Source organism: Nitrospirota bacterium (assembly GCA_020846775.1).
Classification (GTDB): Bacteria; Nitrospirota; 9FT-COMBO-42-15; order HDB-SIOI813; family HDB-SIOI813; genus RBG-16-43-11.
The window spans coordinates 36,630-54,076 of sequence record JADLDG010000102.1 but is presented as its reverse complement, the minus strand read 5'-3'; the positions used below and the strand labels follow the sequence as shown (position 1 = coordinate 54,076).

16 protein-coding genes are annotated in these 17,447 nt (G+C 43.6%); 6 read left to right on the top strand and 10 right to left on the bottom strand.

Annotated elements, in window-relative coordinates; all coding sequences use genetic code 11:
* Positions 1-294 (top strand): preQ(1) synthase (queF, locus tag IT392_12380; protein ID MCC6545272.1); only part of this gene is annotated, 294 nt, incomplete at its 5' end.
* On the opposite strand, the gene hemG is transcribed toward queF, so the two are convergent.
* From hemG to hemE, 4 genes are all read right to left on the bottom strand, one after another.
* Positions 263-1,741 carry a protoporphyrinogen oxidase gene (hemG, locus tag IT392_12375; protein ID MCC6545271.1) on the bottom strand — a complete coding sequence of 493 codons (1,479 nt, stop codon included), beginning with the start codon at positions 1,739-1,741 and terminating at the stop codon, positions 263-265. The two genes, queF and hemG, sit on opposite strands and share 32 nt — an antisense overlap.
* 106 nt (positions 1,742-1,847) lie before the next feature.
* On the bottom strand, positions 1,848-2,852 hold the full coding sequence (hemH, locus tag IT392_12370; protein ID MCC6545270.1) for a ferrochelatase: 1,005 nt from the start codon (positions 2,850-2,852) through the stop codon (positions 1,848-1,850).
* Complete coding sequence (gene hemN / locus IT392_12365) at positions 2,849-4,240, bottom strand: oxygen-independent coproporphyrinogen III oxidase (protein ID MCC6545269.1); 1,392 nt, start codon at positions 4,238-4,240, stop codon at positions 2,849-2,851. The genes hemH and hemN overlap by 4 nt, the downstream gene beginning before the upstream one ends.
* 122 nt (positions 4,241-4,362) lie before the next feature.
* The gene (gene hemE, locus IT392_12360; GenBank protein ID MCC6545268.1) at positions 4,363-5,409 is read right to left on the bottom strand and encodes a uroporphyrinogen decarboxylase; all 1,047 of its coding nucleotides are present in this window, start codon (positions 5,407-5,409) and stop codon (positions 4,363-4,365) included.
* Between the two features lie 253 nt (positions 5,410-5,662).
* On the opposite strand from hemE, the gene IT392_12355 reads away from it, so the two are divergent.
* From IT392_12355 to IT392_12335, 5 genes are all read left to right on the top strand, one after another.
* Complete coding sequence (locus IT392_12355; protein MCC6545267.1) at positions 5,663-7,681, top strand: diguanylate cyclase; 2,019 nt, start codon at positions 5,663-5,665, stop codon at positions 7,679-7,681.
* Between the two features lie 625 nt (positions 7,682-8,306).
* Positions 8,307-8,843, top strand: coding sequence for a hypothetical protein (locus IT392_12350; GenBank protein ID MCC6545266.1), 537 nt, complete (start codon positions 8,307-8,309; stop codon positions 8,841-8,843).
* A gap of 12 nt (positions 8,844-8,855) precedes the next feature.
* Positions 8,856-10,580, top strand: coding sequence for a GAF domain-containing protein (locus tag IT392_12345; GenBank protein MCC6545265.1), 1,725 nt, complete (start codon positions 8,856-8,858; stop codon positions 10,578-10,580).
* On the top strand, positions 10,581-11,633 hold the full coding sequence (locus IT392_12340; GenBank protein MCC6545264.1) for a response regulator: 1,053 nt from the start codon (positions 10,581-10,583) through the stop codon (positions 11,631-11,633).
* A 72-nt stretch (positions 11,634-11,705) separates the two neighbouring features.
* Positions 11,706-12,476, top strand: a complete 771-nt coding sequence (locus IT392_12335; protein ID MCC6545263.1) for a thioredoxin domain-containing protein — start codon at positions 11,706-11,708, stop codon at positions 12,474-12,476.
* 61 nt (positions 12,477-12,537) lie between these two features.
* Here the strand turns inward: IT392_12335 and ftsY are convergent, their stop codons facing one another.
* The 6 genes from ftsY to IT392_12305 form a co-directional block, all read right to left on the bottom strand.
* Positions 12,538-13,455: a signal recognition particle-docking protein FtsY gene (ftsY, locus tag IT392_12330; GenBank protein MCC6545262.1), complete on the bottom strand. Its 918-nt coding sequence runs from the start codon at positions 13,453-13,455 to the stop codon at positions 12,538-12,540.
* 64 nt (positions 13,456-13,519) lie between these two features.
* Entirely contained in the window at positions 13,520-14,218 is a 699-nt protein-coding gene (locus IT392_12325) for a diacylglycerol kinase (GenBank protein ID MCC6545261.1), read from the bottom strand.
* Positions 14,219-14,225: 7 nt separating this feature from the next.
* Positions 14,226-14,681, bottom strand: a complete 456-nt coding sequence (gene ybeY / locus IT392_12320; GenBank protein ID MCC6545260.1) for an rRNA maturation RNase YbeY — start codon at positions 14,679-14,681, stop codon at positions 14,226-14,228.
* Positions 14,678-15,658: a PhoH family protein gene (locus IT392_12315; GenBank protein ID MCC6545259.1), complete on the bottom strand. Its 981-nt coding sequence runs from the start codon at positions 15,656-15,658 to the stop codon at positions 14,678-14,680. Before IT392_12315 ends, ybeY begins: the two co-directional genes overlap by 4 nt.
* Positions 15,659-15,665: 7 nt before the next feature.
* Complete coding sequence (locus tag IT392_12310; protein MCC6545258.1) at positions 15,666-16,340, bottom strand: response regulator transcription factor; 675 nt, start codon at positions 16,338-16,340, stop codon at positions 15,666-15,668.
* The gene (locus tag IT392_12305; protein ID MCC6545257.1) at positions 16,333-17,379 is read right to left on the bottom strand and encodes a response regulator; all 1,047 of its coding nucleotides are present in this window, start codon (positions 17,377-17,379) and stop codon (positions 16,333-16,335) included. Before IT392_12305 ends, IT392_12310 begins: the two co-directional genes overlap by 8 nt.
* Between the last annotated feature and the right edge of the window lie 68 nt (positions 17,380-17,447).

Genomic DNA, 17,447 nt, shown 5'->3' with positions numbered 1-17,447 from the left:
ATTGACATCTCATTTCCTGAATTCTCATGCCTCTGTCCGCGCTCTGGCTATCCTGACTATGCAATAATTAAGATTACATATGTACCTGACAAGTACATAGTAGAGTTGCGTTCACTAAAGCTATGCCTGAACAAGTACCGTGATCAGTATATCTCCCATGAGTCTGCTACTAATAAGATATATGATGATTTAAAGACCCTTCTGGAACCTCGCAGGATTTTGGTAGTCGGCGACTGGAATCCCCGGGGCAATGTGAAGACGGTCATAACAGTGTCAAGCGGGAAGCAAGTTTAGCAGCCTCTGCTATGCAGTGTCCGACTGATACCCCGTTAATATAGTTTCCTGCCAGGTAAAGTCCCGGAATACCCTTTAGATTTTCCAGAACCTCCTCTATGTGAGCCTGATGCCCGACATTGTATTGAGGGATTGCCTTAGTGTGACGTATTATGCGAACAAAATCGGGTTTATCATCTATCCCAAGGATAAACCTTAGATCTCGCAGAGTCATCTCTAAAAGCTCTTTATCACTGTGCTTCAGTATTTCACTGTTCCTTGCCCCGCCAAGCATTGTTGTTAATGCGGCCTTCCCCTCAGGCGCTCGTCCCCGGAATATTGCAGAGCTCCAGATACTTCCGAGGATATTGTAGCCGCGTGCCCGTGATTCTTTCCGGGGTATAAGACAGCCGAAGCCATCGAGCTTATGACTGATATGCTTTCTTTCAAAGCCTGTAAAGATTATAACTATAGGAACATGTTTTATTTGCATTAGATGGGCCGAAATAAACTCTGAAATAGGCTGGAGTAACCTTGCAGTCACATATGCCGGGGTAGCAATTACAACTGTGTCGGCTGTAAAGACCCACCCTCTCCCTATCCCTCCCCCTGAGGGGAAGGGGAATTTGGGGACAGAATTAAATTCTGTTTCCGGTGCTGGCGCTCGTCCTTTTGCAGCGGCCGCGGCTCTGCTCGTCCCGGAAGCGAGCGATGATTCTTCAGCGATAACTTCGAATCCATTATCCGTCTTTCTAACTGAAAGCACATTGCATCCACCGATAAACCGGTCTCCAAGCGACTTGTGTATTGCAGCAGGCAGTGTCTCAAGGCCATCCCTGAAAGAAAACAACCTCATCTTACGTTTAGGTTCACCCTTCTTTTTTCTTCCGAATAATGCGCCCTTCACGAGCCCGCCGTAGTCCTTTTCTAATGCATACATCTTCGGGAAACAACTCTTGAAAGAAAGCTGATAAGGGTCGCCGGCAAAGACTCCTGTAACAAACGGGTCAATGGCATAATCCAGAAACTCCTGTCCTGTCCTCCTTATGACAAACTCTGCAATTGATTCTTCCCGGGCGCCATTAAACTTACTGATGAACGGCTCGCACATAAGACGTAGTTTTCCATTTAGGGTCCAGAGGTCTGTGGACAGGAACTGGAGAGGCCCCATTGGTAAAGGTCTCAACCTGCCATCCCTTACTACATAACGGTTTTTTGCGCTCTCATTACCAAAAATCTTCTCTGCACTGAGACCGAGAGAGTCACAGAGATCGTCCGCCTCCGGGTATAGATCGAGCGTAGAGTTGGGGCCGCATTCTATCAGATAGCCTTTATCCTTAACTGTGCGGATAGAGCCGCCAGCCCTGTGCTCTTTCTCCAGCACAGTAACATCGTGGCCGCTTTTGTGCAGCCGGTAGGCTGTTGTCAACCCTGATATGCCGCCGCCTATGATAATAATTTTTCCCACTTGAAAATAGCCTTTCAAATCCCCCCTCACCCCCCTTTACTAAAGGGGGGAAAAACGAATTTCCCCCTTTGAAAAAGGGGGATTAAGGGGGATTTCCTAATCCTTGTCAGAAAAATGGGTTTGATGGGGGAATACATGCTGTAAGTACCATTTCCTTCAATGCATCAATCAACATTGGAGAGTCATTCAGGGCTGGTACCCTGTAGAAGTTTGTGATCCCGTAGTCCCTTGCCTTTTCCTTATAAAGGATATCCATCTCATAAAGGGTCTCAACATGGTCAGACACGAAGCTTATAGGTGCTAAAACAACATCTTTTATCCCGTCCTTCCCGAGCCTTTGCAATACTTCATCAGTTGATGGCCCAAGCCATTTCAATGGCCCCACTCGGCTCTGATATGAGAGATGGCAATTCTTCAGGTTCCCAAGCTTCCCGGTTACCAGCTCAACACTCTTTTCTACCTGTTTGGCATACGGGTCACCTCGTCTGATAAATTTCATTGGTAAACCATGTGCGCTAAAAACGATTGGTATCTTATGGATATCAAGCTTATGTAAAGCGGCAGTATTCTCTATAGTCTCACACACGGCATCTATATATGAGGGGTTATCATACCAGTCATTGATATAACGAATTTCGATAGTAGGAGTGCCTATCCCTTTTAAAACCCGTTTAAACTCATTGAATCCAGATCCGGTGGTTGTAACCGAATATTGTGGGTACAGCGGCAGCACTATTAGTTTCGTCAATGGAAATTCAAGCATATCCGTAACGGCCTCTTCTATCGTCGGGTGACAGTAGCGCATGGAAACAAAGACCCAGATATTTCCATGTTCCTGAAGCGCCTCTTCAAGCGCCTTTCCCTGCTGCATGGTAAGTTTCACAATAGGTGATTTACCCCCGATCAAACTGTAATATTTTTTTGCCTTCGGGGCCCTTTTCCGCGCAATGTATCTGGCCAGGACCTTTGTCAGGGGGGCTAACGCCTTGTTGTAGCCCATGATATCAGGGTCGGAAAAAAGGTTATACAGGAATGGTTCAACAGCCTCAAGGGAGTCAGGACCGCCCATATTTATCAAAAGGACTGCTGTAGTGGGTACGCGGCCAGTCATATCGTCCGTGAGAATTTCATCTCTCTGCCAGGTGCGTTAAGATGCGCATCGAATATCATTGCGATATTTCTGATGAGGATGCGTCCGGAGTCTGATATTTCTATCCTGTCGGGACTCAGTCTCAATAATCCATCTGCCTGAAATGCCTCAAGTCTCTTTAATTCATTGCTAAAGTAGTCATTGAATTTGATTCCGTATTTATCTTCGACAGCATGCTTTCTCAGTTCAAAGTCACACATCAACCTGGTAATAACATATCTCCTCAGGAGGTCATCATCTGTCAGCTCATAGCCCCTGTGAGTTGCCATTATTCCGGCATTGACGGCAGTGTAATACTCTTTAATTGCCTTGAGGTTCTGTGCATAGCAATTACCGACCATACTTATCGAAGTCATACCAAAACCGAGGAGGTCGCATCCGGCCTTTGTTGTATAGCCCTGAAAATTCCTGTACAGTGTCTTATCCCTCTGCGCAATGCATAACTCGTCGTCTGGCTTGGCAAAATGATCCATGCCTATATAGACATATCCTGCACCTGTAAATTTCTCTATGACCATCTTGAGTATCTCGAGTTTTTCCCTCCCTTTAGGAAGGTCTTCCTCATGTATCATCTTCTGACTCTTCTTCATCCAAGGGACGTGGGCATAATTAAATACCGCTATTCTTTCAGGATTTATGGCGATGACCTTGTCAACCGTCTCAGAAAATGAAAATGCAGTCTGGAATGGAAGTCCATAAATCAAGTCTACATTAATACTTTCAAATCCGAGATCCCTGCACCACTTGACCATTATTTCTGATGTCTCTTCACTCTGTATCCTGTTAACAGCCTCCTGTACCCTTGGGTTGAAATCCTGAATACCCATGCTGATACGGTTGAAGCCAAGCCCTTTCAATGTATTCACATGCTCAAACGTGGTCTCACGCGGATCGAGTTCAACCCCTGCCTCTGCATCAGCATCAATTGTAAAGTTTTCTGCTATATATCCATACAATTCCATCATCTCTGAAGGACTCAGAAAGTCAGGGCTGCCTCCGCCCCAGTGAAGCTGAACGACTCTTCTATCCCGATTGACAAGGCGCGATATATTTTCCATCTCCCTCTTAAGATGCGAGATATACTCCCCGGCATGTCCTTTTTTCCTCGTAATGATTGAATTGCATCCGCAATAGAAGCAGAGTGAGTGGCAGAATGGGATATGAAAATATAATGACAAAGGAGAGGTGCTGTCTTCCCTGTTCGTTTCAATAAGCTTATCCCTGAACTTTTCCGGACCAAACTCCTCATTCCAGACAGGTGCCGTAGGATAACTCGTATAGCGAGGGCCAGCCTTGTCATACTTCAGGAGGGTGTTAATGTCTACTTTTATTTCAGTCTTATTTCCCATACACACAAATTACATAAAATTATACGTGGATTAACTCTCTTAGACCCTGAAACAAGTCCAGGGCAGCAACAGGGACCTTTTACCAAGTCGTCATGAGTTGACGCTAAAAATGCCCCTATTTTTCAGCGACAACTGCTTTCTTCATGGACTATATCAACCAACGCCTTTGCATGATCAACCGGAATGTCGGGCAGGATGCCATGTCCAAGGTTGAATATATGCCCAGGCTCTTCTCCATATTTATCAATTATAGCCTTTGAATACTTTCTTATAACGGATGGTTGTCCATAAAGTACACATGGGTCTAAATTACCCTGAAGGGCTACACTCCTGCCGCTCCTCCTCACCGCATCTGCCATGTCTATCCTCCAGTCAAGACCGACTACATCGGCTCCTGAGGCAACCATATTTTCAAGAATCCCGCTGACACCATTTGCAAAATAGATTATAGGTACCCCTTTTTTATCAATCCCCTTGATCACCCTTTCTGCATAAGGAAGGGCGAATTCCCTGTAATCATCAGGTGCGAGCCATCCGGCCCAGGTATCAAACAACTGAACTGCGTGAACCCCGGCATTTATTTGCATGTCAAGGTAGCTGATTACGGTATCTGTTATCTTATCAAGTATTTTGTGCAAGAGTATCGGGTTTTCGTACATCATACGTTTAATCCATGTGAAATTTCTTGAGGTCTCACCCTCAATCATATAAGTTGCCAGGGTAAAGGGTGACCCTGAGAAACCTATCAGGGGAACCCGCCCTCCAAGTTCCTGAAGGATTAGTCTGATTGCCTGCGGGATAAATGGCATCAATTCCCCTGATTTAATATCATCAGGCACCAGGAGTTTTTCCAGCCCATCTTCTGACCTTACTGGGTTCGACAGAACGGGTCCTCTCTTGTCTGTAAAAGTAACCCCGATTCCCATTGCCTCAACAGGTATCAAAATGTCAGAAAAAAGTATGGCTGCATCCACGCCAAGAATATCCACAGGCAGCATGGTAACCTCTGCAGCAAGATCAGGGGTCTTACACATTGTAAGAAAATCTACCCTCTTTCTTATGTCACGGTATTCCTTCATATAGCGGCCTGCCTGCCTCATTATCCACACAGGTGTAAAATCAACTGGCTCCATCCTACAGGCCTTTAAGAAATTATCATTCTTTAACATCTAATATCCTCCAGGTTCATTAAATAGGGGGCAACACATATTTATATTATGATATGGTTACCAACAAACAGGCGTTGTCTCTAATCAATGCCCTTTCAAGTACTCTAAGCCATTTAATATTTACTTGTCAACTAACACGTGTGTCAAAATTATGGCACTAATTTTGCTATACTATACGTTGTTAACGTATTATTAACGGGGTTGGAAACCTCTGCAATGTTCTGATAATATTTCTCATTTTACAAAGAGGCAAATGGACAATAATAATTTCATCGGAGAACTAACTTCTGAGTGGACAGGGATTCTTGCCAAACTTGCAGATCTCACCTTACTATTTTGTAAAGAGGATAGATACATGGCCGGACAAAGGGACGAATCGAGGTTGTGCAAACTACTGCAGGAAGACCCTAACGGAAAGCTCTACTGTGAGAGGGATTGCTCGGCGCCTCTAACAGAAGCCCATAAAAGGAAGGAACCTGTATACTTTAAATGTTATGCCCACCTGAATAATGTAGCTATACCCGTCTCACAAAACATGGGAAATGGGGACACACGTTATATCCTTGGGGGAAGAATATTAACCTCTTATGATGACCTGGTTGCTTACAGAAAAGTTGCGGATACACTGGGGATTGATGATGACAGCATTTCTGATGTCGTCAAAGGGATTTCAACAAAAAATATAGCTGTATTCAAATCCTCTGCCGATGCACTAAAAAAAGTAGTGAACCAAATGCTTCAGAGCAGCAGCCGCCAGGCCAGAATGGAACATGATATTGCCCGTATAAACACTATAATCAGGATTGCCACTTCGCCAGGTATCTTGATGGACGAAAAGGCATTTTATGAAACTGTACTTAATACAATTGGTGTATTATTCAACGTAAAAACTGCAATGCTTATGATTAGAGAAGACGACAGTGATTATTTTTCAACTGAAGCTGTGTTCGGGTATGACATGGAATTTCTGACAGGATTCAGGGTAAATGAATCTAACCACATGGTTAACGAGGTTGTTATCAGAAAGGATGTGATGTCATCGTCAGAGGTGTTTGAGATGCCTGAGGCAGGCTTTCCCGATACATTTACATCCATTAAGATATTTCCGGTCATTATAGGTAACAGAGTTGACGGTTTGATAATAATATTCAATACCCGGATAACGGCTCAGGACGAAGAGCTTCTGAAGATGTTCTGCCAGTGCATATCAACAGTTTTGGGTAAGCACATCCTTGCGTCAGCCCGCTCAGATGTTGGAAACAGGGTCCTCGCATCATTACAGGCCCTCTACGCTATTGCATCGTGTACTGATTCCAGTGACCTCTTCACCAATATAGTGGAAAAATCCGCAGAGGTGGTCGGGGCAGAACAGGGTTCATTAATGCTGCTTAATGAGGAGACACACCAGATTGAAGTCAGGTCAACCAAAGGACTAAACTTTGCAATTCTGAGTCATATCAGGATAAGACCCGGAGAGGGAATAGCGGGAAGAGTATTGCAAACAGGGGTACCAATGGCAATAAGCAACATAGAAGAGGACAAAAGGGTCTCACGGCCTAACCGTCTCCGCTACAAGACCAAATCGTTTATTAGTCTCCCTCTTATGATACGGAATAAAGGCATCGGGGTATTAAACCTGGCCGACAAGAGAGACGGCACCGGTTTTTCAGAAAATGACATAAAACTGCTTGAGGCAATAGCCCTGTATTCTGCTGCCGCAGTTGAGCGCAGATTTTATTATCAGAGCTCTATTGACTTACGCAAGATATCCATTACAGACTCCCTTACAGGTCTCCTCAACAGGAGATATTTCGAAGAAAGACTTTCAGAAGAATTCGAACGCTCGAGGCGTCATAAACAGCCTTTTTCCCTGATCATCCTCGACATTGATAATTTTAAAAGCCTTAATGACTCCTATGGACATTTATTCGGAGATGAAATATTAAAGACCACTACCAGTGTAATAAGGAGATGTGTTAGGATAATTGACATCGCAGCACGATATGGCGGGGAGGAGTTTGCAATAATCCTCCCAACGACTGACAAAAGCGGCACAAGTATTATCGCAGAGCGTATCCGGGCCGAGGTTGAAAGCACTATAACTCATGTAAGGGACACTGGTGCAACAATCAATATTACGGTAAGTCTTGGAATTGCATCATTTCCGGAAGATGCCTCTGTTGCAGAAGAGCTTGTCAATAATGCTGACAGGGCCCTTTACAGGGCAAAGAGTCAGGGAAAGAACAAGGTGGTGATCTTTGGAAGTGTATAGAGATAGTGATGAACTACTGTCAATACTCAGGAATGGCATTGAAGGGCTTATTTCACTGAAAACAGAAGATCAGGTACTGGGAAACGCACTTAATATGTGCATGGCCATTTCAAAAACCACGGCCGGTTACATAATCAAGCGGACCGGGGAAGACCAGTGGAAGATTGTTGAGACGTGTCACAACATGTCCGTACCTTCTAACCTTTTAACAGATATAAACCGCAGGGGGACTTTTAATATCAATTCCGAATTGACCAACTTACTTCCTATTGAACTACGCAGGACGATAAACTCTATAATGCCGATCAATGTTGATGGGACAATTAATGCAGCGCTGTTGTTTCACAACGACAGCAGCACCCAGTGTTACTCTATCCTGTCACACTGTCTGTCGTCTGTCCTTTCGAGATTAAATATCCTGAAGGAGATCGAAGGGATGAAGTCTCATTATGATGATCTGCTTTTAAAGAAAGAAGAGGCAGAAAGACTGGCATCACTCGGATATGTCGCAGCAGGGCTTGCTCATGAAATTAAGAACCCTCTCGTCTCTATAAAGACGCTGGCTCAACTCCTTCCGGAAAGGTATGATGATCAGGAATTCAGATATCAGTTCACCAATGTAGCTATAAGCGAGATAGACAGGATAGACAATATAGTATCCGACTTGCTGAATTTTGCAAAAACATCAGAACCAATTTTCTCCCTGCTCGATATACAGGGTCTGATAGACGAGGTTATCGCCCTTCTCTCTGCAAGGTTCAGGGAATGCGGAATATTGGTTACCAGGCATTATCCCTCACCTGTACCTGCCATATATGGAGACAGGGCTAAATTAAAGCAACTTCTCCTTAATATCTTTCTCAATAGCCACGAGGCTATGAAAAAAGGAGGTGGGATTTCGGTAGATGTTACTGTTGGGAATGATTGCGATGGGAATAAAACAGTATTCATAAAGATAACAGACACAGGCACAGGCATTGATAAAGATACCATGCAGCATGTATTTGAACCCTTCTTTACTACAAAAGACAAAGGAACCGGGCTTGGTCTGTCGACTTGTAAAAGGATAATCTCAATTCATGGGGGAAAGATCTTTTTAGACAGTATAGATAGGCTGGGGACAACCGTTACAGTAGAACTGCCTGTTAATAATTCAACTTAGGAGTCATTCATCATGGAATTGCTATTGCTCATAACTTCATCTGCAGACCTGATAAACAGTTTCCAGTCAGCCCTTTCAGATACTGATATAATACTAACCGCTGACAGCATTAAAAAAGGCTCCCTCCTTCTTCAGGAAGAGCATATTTCAGTTATAGCAGTGGATGTTGCAATATCAGATAATATTCAAGAATTTACAGGAAAATACAGGTCTTCATCTGATACCCGGTTGATAGGCATTGTTCCTTTCAACCTGCCCGAGGAAGAACTGGACAAATATTACAACACATTTGATGAAATAATTTATACACCTTTATCACAAACCGGAGTGAGGGCTACACTTAGAAAGATTAGAGAAAGGCATAATATATTAGATAACGTCAGGAACCTGTGTCATACCTCCAATCGTTTACGGTATCAGCATCAGCCTGCCGAAGATACTATTCAATCGTCTTTGAAACATCTTGAGAAGGCCATTGAACTGTCCAAGACCTTCACCTTAAATAACTTCGATCTTGATAAGATGCTTAATATGTTTGTTGATACCCTTTTGGATACCACCGGGGTCGGCCGTGCCTCCATCCTGTTGTCAGAAATGAAAGAAGATGTTTTCAGGATAAGGTGTTCAAGGGGGCTGTCATCTGATTTCGCCTCAAAACTGCACCTCTCATATGAAAGTTCCATTGTCCTGTGGCTTTCGGCAAGCGGCAGGATATTGAAGAGAAACACTTCAGATCCTGAACATTCAGAGCAGCAGAATATCCTGAACAGCGCTTTGCGGGAGATGAAAATGCTGCACGCTGCTGTTGCTATTCCTATAGTAAACGAAGGTAAACTTCTGGGAATGTTGAATCTTGACAACAAGATAACCGGCATGCCTTTTACCAATACAGAACTTGAGCGGATATTTATACTTGCCACATATCTTGGGAAGGCGATACGTGACATTTATCACTACCAGAGTATATGCGCCCAAAAAGAATCTATTCAAAAGATACTCGAGCAAATAGAATCTGAGAAGAGGAAGGAAATTAATGAAGAGAAAACTGATGACTCCCCCAGGATATTTAATGAGTTGGTCGGAAGGATGTCCCACGAATTGAGAAACCCCCTTGTATCTATCAGGACATTTACTCAATTGATGAAAGAGCGATACAATGACCCGGAATTCAAAGATTTTTTCTTTACAACCGTAACGGGAGAGGTAGAGAAATTAAACGGCCTTGTAGAAAAATTGATTGCATTTACTCATCCTATAGAGTATAAATTTAACATGGTGGACATTGCCAAGGTACTGGATGACAGTATTTTGGCCGTAACCAGGAACATAAAACAATCTGAATTTCGTATCATAAGAAACTACAAGCGTGATATAATAAACCTCCAGGCAGACAAGGTTCAGTTGGTAAAGGCTTTTTCCCATCTTATACAGAATTCGCTAAATGCCATGACATCGGGAGGGTCCTTGACAATAGATGTTGACTGGATTGAGGAAAATGAAGCATGCAGCATCATAATTAAAGATACGGGGAGAGGCATACCTCCGGAAGACCTGGATAAGATATTTGATCCTTTTTATACTACTCCTGAAAAGGGGGTAGGTTTAGGTCTTCCATTAAGCAAGAAGATCATTGAAGGACATGGAGGAAAGATTACGGTTAGCAGCGTGCCGAATCAGGGTACTGCAATAACAGTTATTCTGCCTTCAAATCTAACAGACAAAAAACAGGAGGATTGAATGGAGGAAAATTGCAGCATACTCGTGGTTGACGATATGGTTGGTCCACGAGAAGCTCTCCGTATGATTCTGAAAAACAAGCATGAAGTTATTACAGCGGAAGATGGCAACAATGCTTTAGAGTGCATCAACAATAATGATTTCTATGTAGCGATCATTGACATTAAAATGGCCGGCATGGATGGCTTACAGCTTCTGAAGAAGATTAAGGAAAGAAAACCAGATATTGAAGTTATCCTGATGACGGCATATGCAAGCGTAGATACGGCAAAGAATGCCCTCCGCTTTGGCGCACTGGACTATCTTATTAAACCTTTTGACCACAAGGATGTAATAGAAATAGTGGAAAAAGGAGTTGCAAAAAGAAGGGAGCTGCTAAAGACCAGGCTCGAGATTGAGCGCCTGCACATAGCGACTTCTGAATTATCAAGGAAGGTGGATGACGCAAGACGCAATATTGAAAGTCATTATGCGAGCACAGTAAAGGCATTGCTCGCAACTATAGACGCCAAAGACCAGTACACAAGAGGACACTCTGAGAGGGTCGCAAGGTTTTCTGCGTTTCTGGCTGAAAAGACCTGTTTTCAACATGACAAGATATTAAGTTTGGAACAGGCGGCGCTTATTCATGACATTGGAAAGATCGGTGTAGAGGGATACATCCTGAAAAAACCGGGTTCGTTAGATTCCAGTGAATTCGATGAAATAAAGAAACATCCAATGATTGGGGCTAAGATAATAAAGTCAGTTGACTTCCTCCAGGATATGAAACCGATAATCTTGTGTCACCATGAGCGGTTCGACGGATCGGGATTCCCTGAAGGTATCAAGGGGTCTTCAATCCCGCTGAGTGCAAGGATAGTTGCCGTTGCTGATGCCGTTGATGCCATGCTTTGCGACAGGCCTTACAGACCGGCAATGCCGCTTGATCAAGTAAAAGAAGAATTAACACTCCTGGCAGGAAAGCAGTTCGACCCTGAAATAATATCTGTTGTTATAAACAGCGGCCTGCTTGAGTGTTATTCGGGTATATTCGACTTTCAACACCACTAATACTGTTTACCCTGAACAACGCCCATTTGCAGTGTAAACAGGGATGATATATTTAATAACAAGGAGACTAATATGAAAAAAGGTTTATTGTTTGTCGTGCTTTTTTTGTTCCTGATGCTGCCTCTGATACACTCCGCTAATGCTGCCGATAGTTCAAAGACCAATCTTGAGAATGAAATAAAGTCCTTGAAAAAAGACATGCAGGATTTAAAGAAAGAGGTCGAAACATTGAAGACGAAAATTGCAGCAGCTCCTTCTCAACCTTCTGAGGATACTCAGGACTTTACAGTCAGTATAGATGATGACCCATTTATGGGTAAAGCAGACGCACCTGTCACCATCGTAGAGTTTTCTGATTACCAGTGTCCCTTCTGCGGCAGGTTTGTAAAAAACACACTCCACGAACTTACTGAGAAATATATAGATACCGGTAAGGTCAAATATGTTTTCAGAGATTTCCCGCTCGACTTCCACAAAAACGCATCGAAGGCAGCTGAGGCAGCCAACTGTGCCGGCGATAAGGGCAAGTATTGGGAGATGCATGATAAATTATTCAATAACCAGACTGCCCTTACACTGGATGATCTCAGACAATATGCCAGAGATATTGGATTAGATGCTGATTCGTTTAATACATGTCTTGACAGCGGAAAACATGCTGCTGAGATAACGAAGGATTTAGAGGATGGCAGGAAGGCAATGATAAGCGGCACGCCATCATTTATCATAGGAAAGACCCAGAGCGGAAAAAAAGAAATTGTGGGAAAGAAAATAATCGGTGCGAGACCGTTTTCGTCTTTTGAGCAGGCAATAGATCAGCTGCTTTCAGAACAGGGCAATTAGAAAATAGAAGACAATCCCACCCCGTATCCGACGACGGGGTGGGATAATTAATTTCTTTTTTTTACGTCTGGTCAAACAGGGCATCTACAAACTCCCTCGCATCGAATTCTTTCAGGTCCTCAATTCCTTCCCCTACGCCTATCATCTTCACCGGAATCTTGAGATCTTCTGTAATGCTGAGGATAATCCCTCCCTTTGCGGTTCCATCAAGCTTAGTTAAAACTATACCGGAAACACCTATGTCTTTATTAAAGAGGCGCGCCTGGGACAGTGCATTCTGGCCTGTTGTTGCATCGAGAACAAGCAGGACCTCATGTGGACTGCCTGGATGCTCTCTCTCCAGGATCCTCCTGATCTTCTTCAGCTCCTCCATGAGGTTCACCTTTGTGTGAAGCCGTCCTGCCGTATCCACAATAAGGACGTCAGACCCCTTTGACCTGGCTGAAACAAGTGCATCATACACCACCGCCGCCGGATCTGCCCCGTCTGAATGCCTTACCACTGATGCCCTGCTTCTTTCACCCCATATGACAAGCTGTTCTGCTGCCGCGGCCCTGAAGGTATCTGCTGCAGCAATAATTACACTCCTGCCTTCCCTTCTGAGTTTTTCTGATAATTTTCCAATAGTCGTAGTCTTGCCGGTTCCATTTACCCCGATTATTACTATGACGGCCGGTTTAGCAACATCGAGATTCAACGGACTTTCATGCTCTGTCAGTATTGACAGCATACCCTCTTTTAATGATTTTTTTACACCATCAGGGTCATTTATCTTATCCTTTTTTACTTTTTCAATCAGTTTACCGGCTACGGCAGAACCAAGATCCGCCGCTATCAACACCTCTTCCAATTCTTCCAGGAGGAGAGGATCAACCTTCTTAAAACCTGAAAGAAGTGTGTCTATCGTTCCGACAAGTTTTTCCTTGGTCCGTGTAAGTTTACCGCTTAATTTGTCTGCTATCTTAGAGAAAAATTTCATCCGGCCCTCTCATTGCTCAATGCTTTCCACTCATTGCTGGTTGTGTGCCATGACTCATTCAGGTTCATCCGAAAATCTGAAATATCGCTATTGTAATTATGGTGCCGAGCACCGCCCCCCAAATAACCTCACCTGTCGTGTGAATGCCCATAGCCAGCCTGCTATATGCTACTGAAAATGACAATATAAACGTAAGTACAGATACTAATGCATTTTTTGTTAAAAAGGCAACTGCTGTACCAATGGCGAATGAGACTGCGGCATGACCACTCGGCAATCCACCAAGAAAAGGCCTCCCCCTCCTGTAATGAGACTTGGAAAGAACCACTGCGATAATTACAAGGATTAAAACTATTATTGTAAGATGTTCCGAAGTCTCCTCTATATAAGTTAGGCCTCCGGCAAGCGGCCGCTTCACATAGGGGAACAGGATCAGGTAACCTGTAATGATAGCGCCGGCAGAGATCAAAAAGACCGCACCGGCAGCCACATCTTTCGCAATCTTGGCAAGCTGATTATATTCCGGTGATACAAGGTCAACAATAGCCTCAATTGCCGTATTAAACATTTCAGACAGAAGGACTAACAAAATTATGAAGCTCAATATCAGAAACTCAATACGCGTGACGCCCAGCAAGAGGCTTGCTATAATAACAGCACCTGCTACCCAGAAATGATATCTCATATGCTTCTGGGTCTTGGCCGCGTAAAGAATTCCTTCTACAGCAACATTTGCGCTCTCAAAAAAGTTCCTCGGTTTCATGAAGACTTTATAATCGTGATAATATGAGTTTTTCTTTCCGACTCATCCTCTGAGCCTCCGCGCGTGATACCTCATGATCATATCCCAGCAGGTGTAAAATACCATGGATCAGCATGATTTTAAACTCCTTATCCGGGGAATGACCACGTTCTGCCGCCTGCGCATATATCTTTTCCATAGATATTACAATATCACCAAGAAACCTCACAGGTTTTCCATCTTCAGCCAACCTTCCCGAATAAGTAAAGGTAACAGGAGCGGGCAGAAATGACAGCACATCAGTAGTCTTATCAATTCCCCTGTATTGCCTGTTAAGGGTTCTCATAAACTCGTTATTCACAATGAGTATGCTTACCTCTGTATTACCCGAGCCGCACAATAATAAAATTTTGTCCGCATTACTAATTATACTTTGCCGGTCAACCTTGAACTTCCTCTGACGATTTGTTACTTCTGCAGTCATTGCTTTTTCGTCTTTTTAGATTTACCCTTCCTGGAAATAAATATATCATAGGCCTTGATTATATCCTGGACCAATTTATGTCTGACAACATCCTTTTCAGAAAAGTACACAAATTCTATTCCCTCTATTCCGGATAGAATATTTTGTATCTCAATCAGACCCGAGACCTTCTCCGAAGGCAGATCAACCTGAGTAATATCCCCTGTAACCACTACCCGAGAGTTAAAGCCGAGCCTTGTCAGGAACATCTTCATCTGCTCTGAAGTTGAATTCTGTGCCTCATCAAGTATGATAAACGAATCATTCAACGTCCTGCCCCGCATAAATGCAAGGGGGGCAATCTCTATATCGCCCCTCTCAATCAGCCGGTTCACCTTCTCAGTCTCCATCATATCGTATAGCGCGTCATAAAGCGGCCTCAAATAAGGGTTTACCTTTTCATACATATCACCCGGCAGAAACCCAAGTTTTTCTCCTGCCTCCACTGCCGGCCTCGCGAGTATGATACGGTTAACTTCTTTCTTGAGGAGTGAAGAAACAGCCATTGCCATAGCAAGATAGGTCTTGCCGGTTCCGGCAGGACCTATTCCTATAACAATGTCATTTTCTCTTATTGCCTTCACATACTCTGACTGTATATGTGACTTTGGGACAATCAGCTTACGTTTTGACGGAAGTGAAACTGCCTCCTGAAAAACCTCTTTGAGCTGAAACTCGCCATCCTTTACTGACTGCCTGATAATATAATCAACATCATCAGGTTTTACTGAATAACCTTCTTCAATCAAGGTTGTGAGATTTTTAATTACCTCTTCCCCGATCTTAACCCTGTCCTGGGGACCATCCAGAATAATCTCATGACCCCTGGCGACAACCTTGATACCCAGGCTCTCCCCTATTATTCTCAGATAAACATCACCGCCTCCAAACAGTGTACCGGGATCAATTCTGTCTTTAAGCCGAATCTTTATAGTCATATTTGCGTTACGCCTTTCTGAGCAGGCCCTGCACCATAGTATACTTGATAATGTCACTCAGGTTATGAAGATTAAGTTTCTTCATGATATTTTTACGGTGGGTCTCCACTGTATTGATACTAATACACAGACTCTCAGAAATGTCCTTATTCGTCATTCCGCCTGCAAGAAGACGAAGTATCTCTTTTTCACGGGCACTGAGTGATTCATATGATATGGCTGACCCGGCTGGCAAACTCCTGGTCTCCGTAGATATCTGAGAAAGGCCGCAAAAATATTTCCCTCCCGATGAAACGACATCTATGGCATCAAACAGCTCTCTGTCAACAGTCCTCTTTGAGAGATACCCTGATGCCCCGATCTTTTTCCCGTCTTCCTGGAGGAAATTATCTTCATGCATTGTAAGTAGAATAATCCTTGTATCAGGCAGAATTCGTTTTATCCTTTGAGTAGCCTCTAATCCATTAAGGTGCGGCATTGAAACATCCATCAGGATTATATCCGGGTTGATCTCACGGGCTGTTTTAACGGCATCATTACCATCAGAGGCTTCCCCCACGACGGTAATCCACTCCACTGACTCGAGGATGCGTCTCAATCCCTGCCTGAAGAGGACATGGTCATCCGCGATCAGAACATCAATTGCATTATCACGCAAGGCCGGTTGTCCGTAGTCACTCATATGGTATCTCCGTACGTACAGTTGTGCCATAACCAGGATCAGATTCTATCCAGACATTACCACCTAAAATTGCAACCCGTTCTCTTATCCCGATAAACCCCATGCCTGCTGCCCTCTCGTTTTTCGTAAGGTTAAACCCCTTGCCATTATCACTTATAGAAAAATATAGAATACCCCCTGCGTTTCTCAACCTTATCATGACACTTGTTGCTCCGGAATGTTTTGCAATGTTTGTCAGCGCTTCCTGAGCTATACGATACAAGTGTATCTCGTTCTGGGAATTTTGAAACCGGTGAATTTCACTGAGATAAGAATCAACATGTATTCCTGTCTTTTTTGTGAATGTCTCTATATACAACCTCAGGGCCTGAGATAATCCGACTTCGACGACATAGGATGGACTAAGGTTCTTTGATATCCTCGACACTTCATTCATAGTTTCCTCTACTTGACGAGCCAGCCCCTGAATTTCTGAAATGATATCCTCTGAAGAGTTGTTAAGAATTTTATTTTTTATGGTCATCAGTGTTAACTTCATTATTGCAAGAGACTGACCTACTTCATCGTGCAGATCACGTGAAATGCGCAGTCGTTCCTCCTCAGTCGCATAAACAATCCGGGATGTAACTTCTCTTGCAGTCATCTCCATACGTATTTTTTCCATGGCCCTTGAAACACGATGAATCAATATCTGGGAGGTAAAAGGCTTGGTCAGATAATCATATGCCCCATGACGCAGGGCCTCTGTCACTGTTTCCAGGGATCCATATGCTGTGATTATCAGCACCGCTGTCATTATTTCCTTCTGTTGGATGTAATCCAGCACCTGAATGCCACTGATGTCATGCATATTAAGATCAGCTACTACTACCGGATAGTATTCTTCTGACAGGATATGAAGGGCTTCTTTCCCGCTTTTAACTGTCCGGATTTCATACCCATGATATGAAAAAAGCGTCTCAAGATATCCCCTCGCTATTTCATCGCCATCAACTATGAGGATTCTTTCTTTAAATGTTTCGCTTTCAGTCGAAGGCATTGCTATTGGTAATATGACAATATATCAAACTATTTTATATTAGCCCATCTGAGAATGGTTGTAAAGCG

Bases quoted from the DNA above. Each gene is read 5' to 3' on its own strand.
- hemH (MCC6545270.1), bottom strand. From the start codon at position 2,852: ATGACTGGCCGCGTACCCACTACAGCAGTCCTTTTGATAAATATGGGC.
- hemN (MCC6545269.1), bottom strand. From the start codon at position 4,240: ATGGGAAATAAGACTGAAATAAAAGTAGACATTAACACCCTCCTGAAG.
- hemE (MCC6545268.1), bottom strand. From the start codon at position 5,409: ATGTTAAAGAATGATAATTTCTTAAAGGCCTGTAGGATGGAGCCAGTT.
- IT392_12355 (MCC6545267.1), top strand. From the start codon at position 5,663: ATGGACAATAATAATTTCATCGGAGAACTAACTTCTGAGTGGACAGGG.
- IT392_12345 (MCC6545265.1), top strand. From the start codon at position 8,856: ATGGAATTGCTATTGCTCATAACTTCATCTGCAGACCTGATAAACAGT.
- IT392_12340 (MCC6545264.1), top strand. From the start codon at position 10,581: ATGGAGGAAAATTGCAGCATACTCGTGGTTGACGATATGGTTGGTCCA.
- IT392_12335 (MCC6545263.1), top strand. From the start codon at position 11,706: ATGAAAAAAGGTTTATTGTTTGTCGTGCTTTTTTTGTTCCTGATGCTG.
- ftsY (MCC6545262.1), bottom strand. From the start codon at position 13,455: ATGAAATTTTTCTCTAAGATAGCAGACAAATTAAGCGGTAAACTTACA.
- IT392_12325 (MCC6545261.1), bottom strand. From the start codon at position 14,218: ATGAAACCGAGGAACTTTTTTGAGAGCGCAAATGTTGCTGTAGAAGGA.
- ybeY (MCC6545260.1), bottom strand. From the start codon at position 14,681: ATGACTGCAGAAGTAACAAATCGTCAGAGGAAGTTCAAGGTTGACCGG.
- IT392_12315 (MCC6545259.1), bottom strand. From the start codon at position 15,658: ATGACTATAAAGATTCGGCTTAAAGACAGAATTGATCCCGGTACACTG.
- IT392_12310 (MCC6545258.1), bottom strand. From the start codon at position 16,340: ATGAGTGACTACGGACAACCGGCCTTGCGTGATAATGCAATTGATGTT.
- IT392_12305 (MCC6545257.1), bottom strand. From the start codon at position 17,379: ATGCCTTCGACTGAAAGCGAAACATTTAAAGAAAGAATCCTCATAGTT.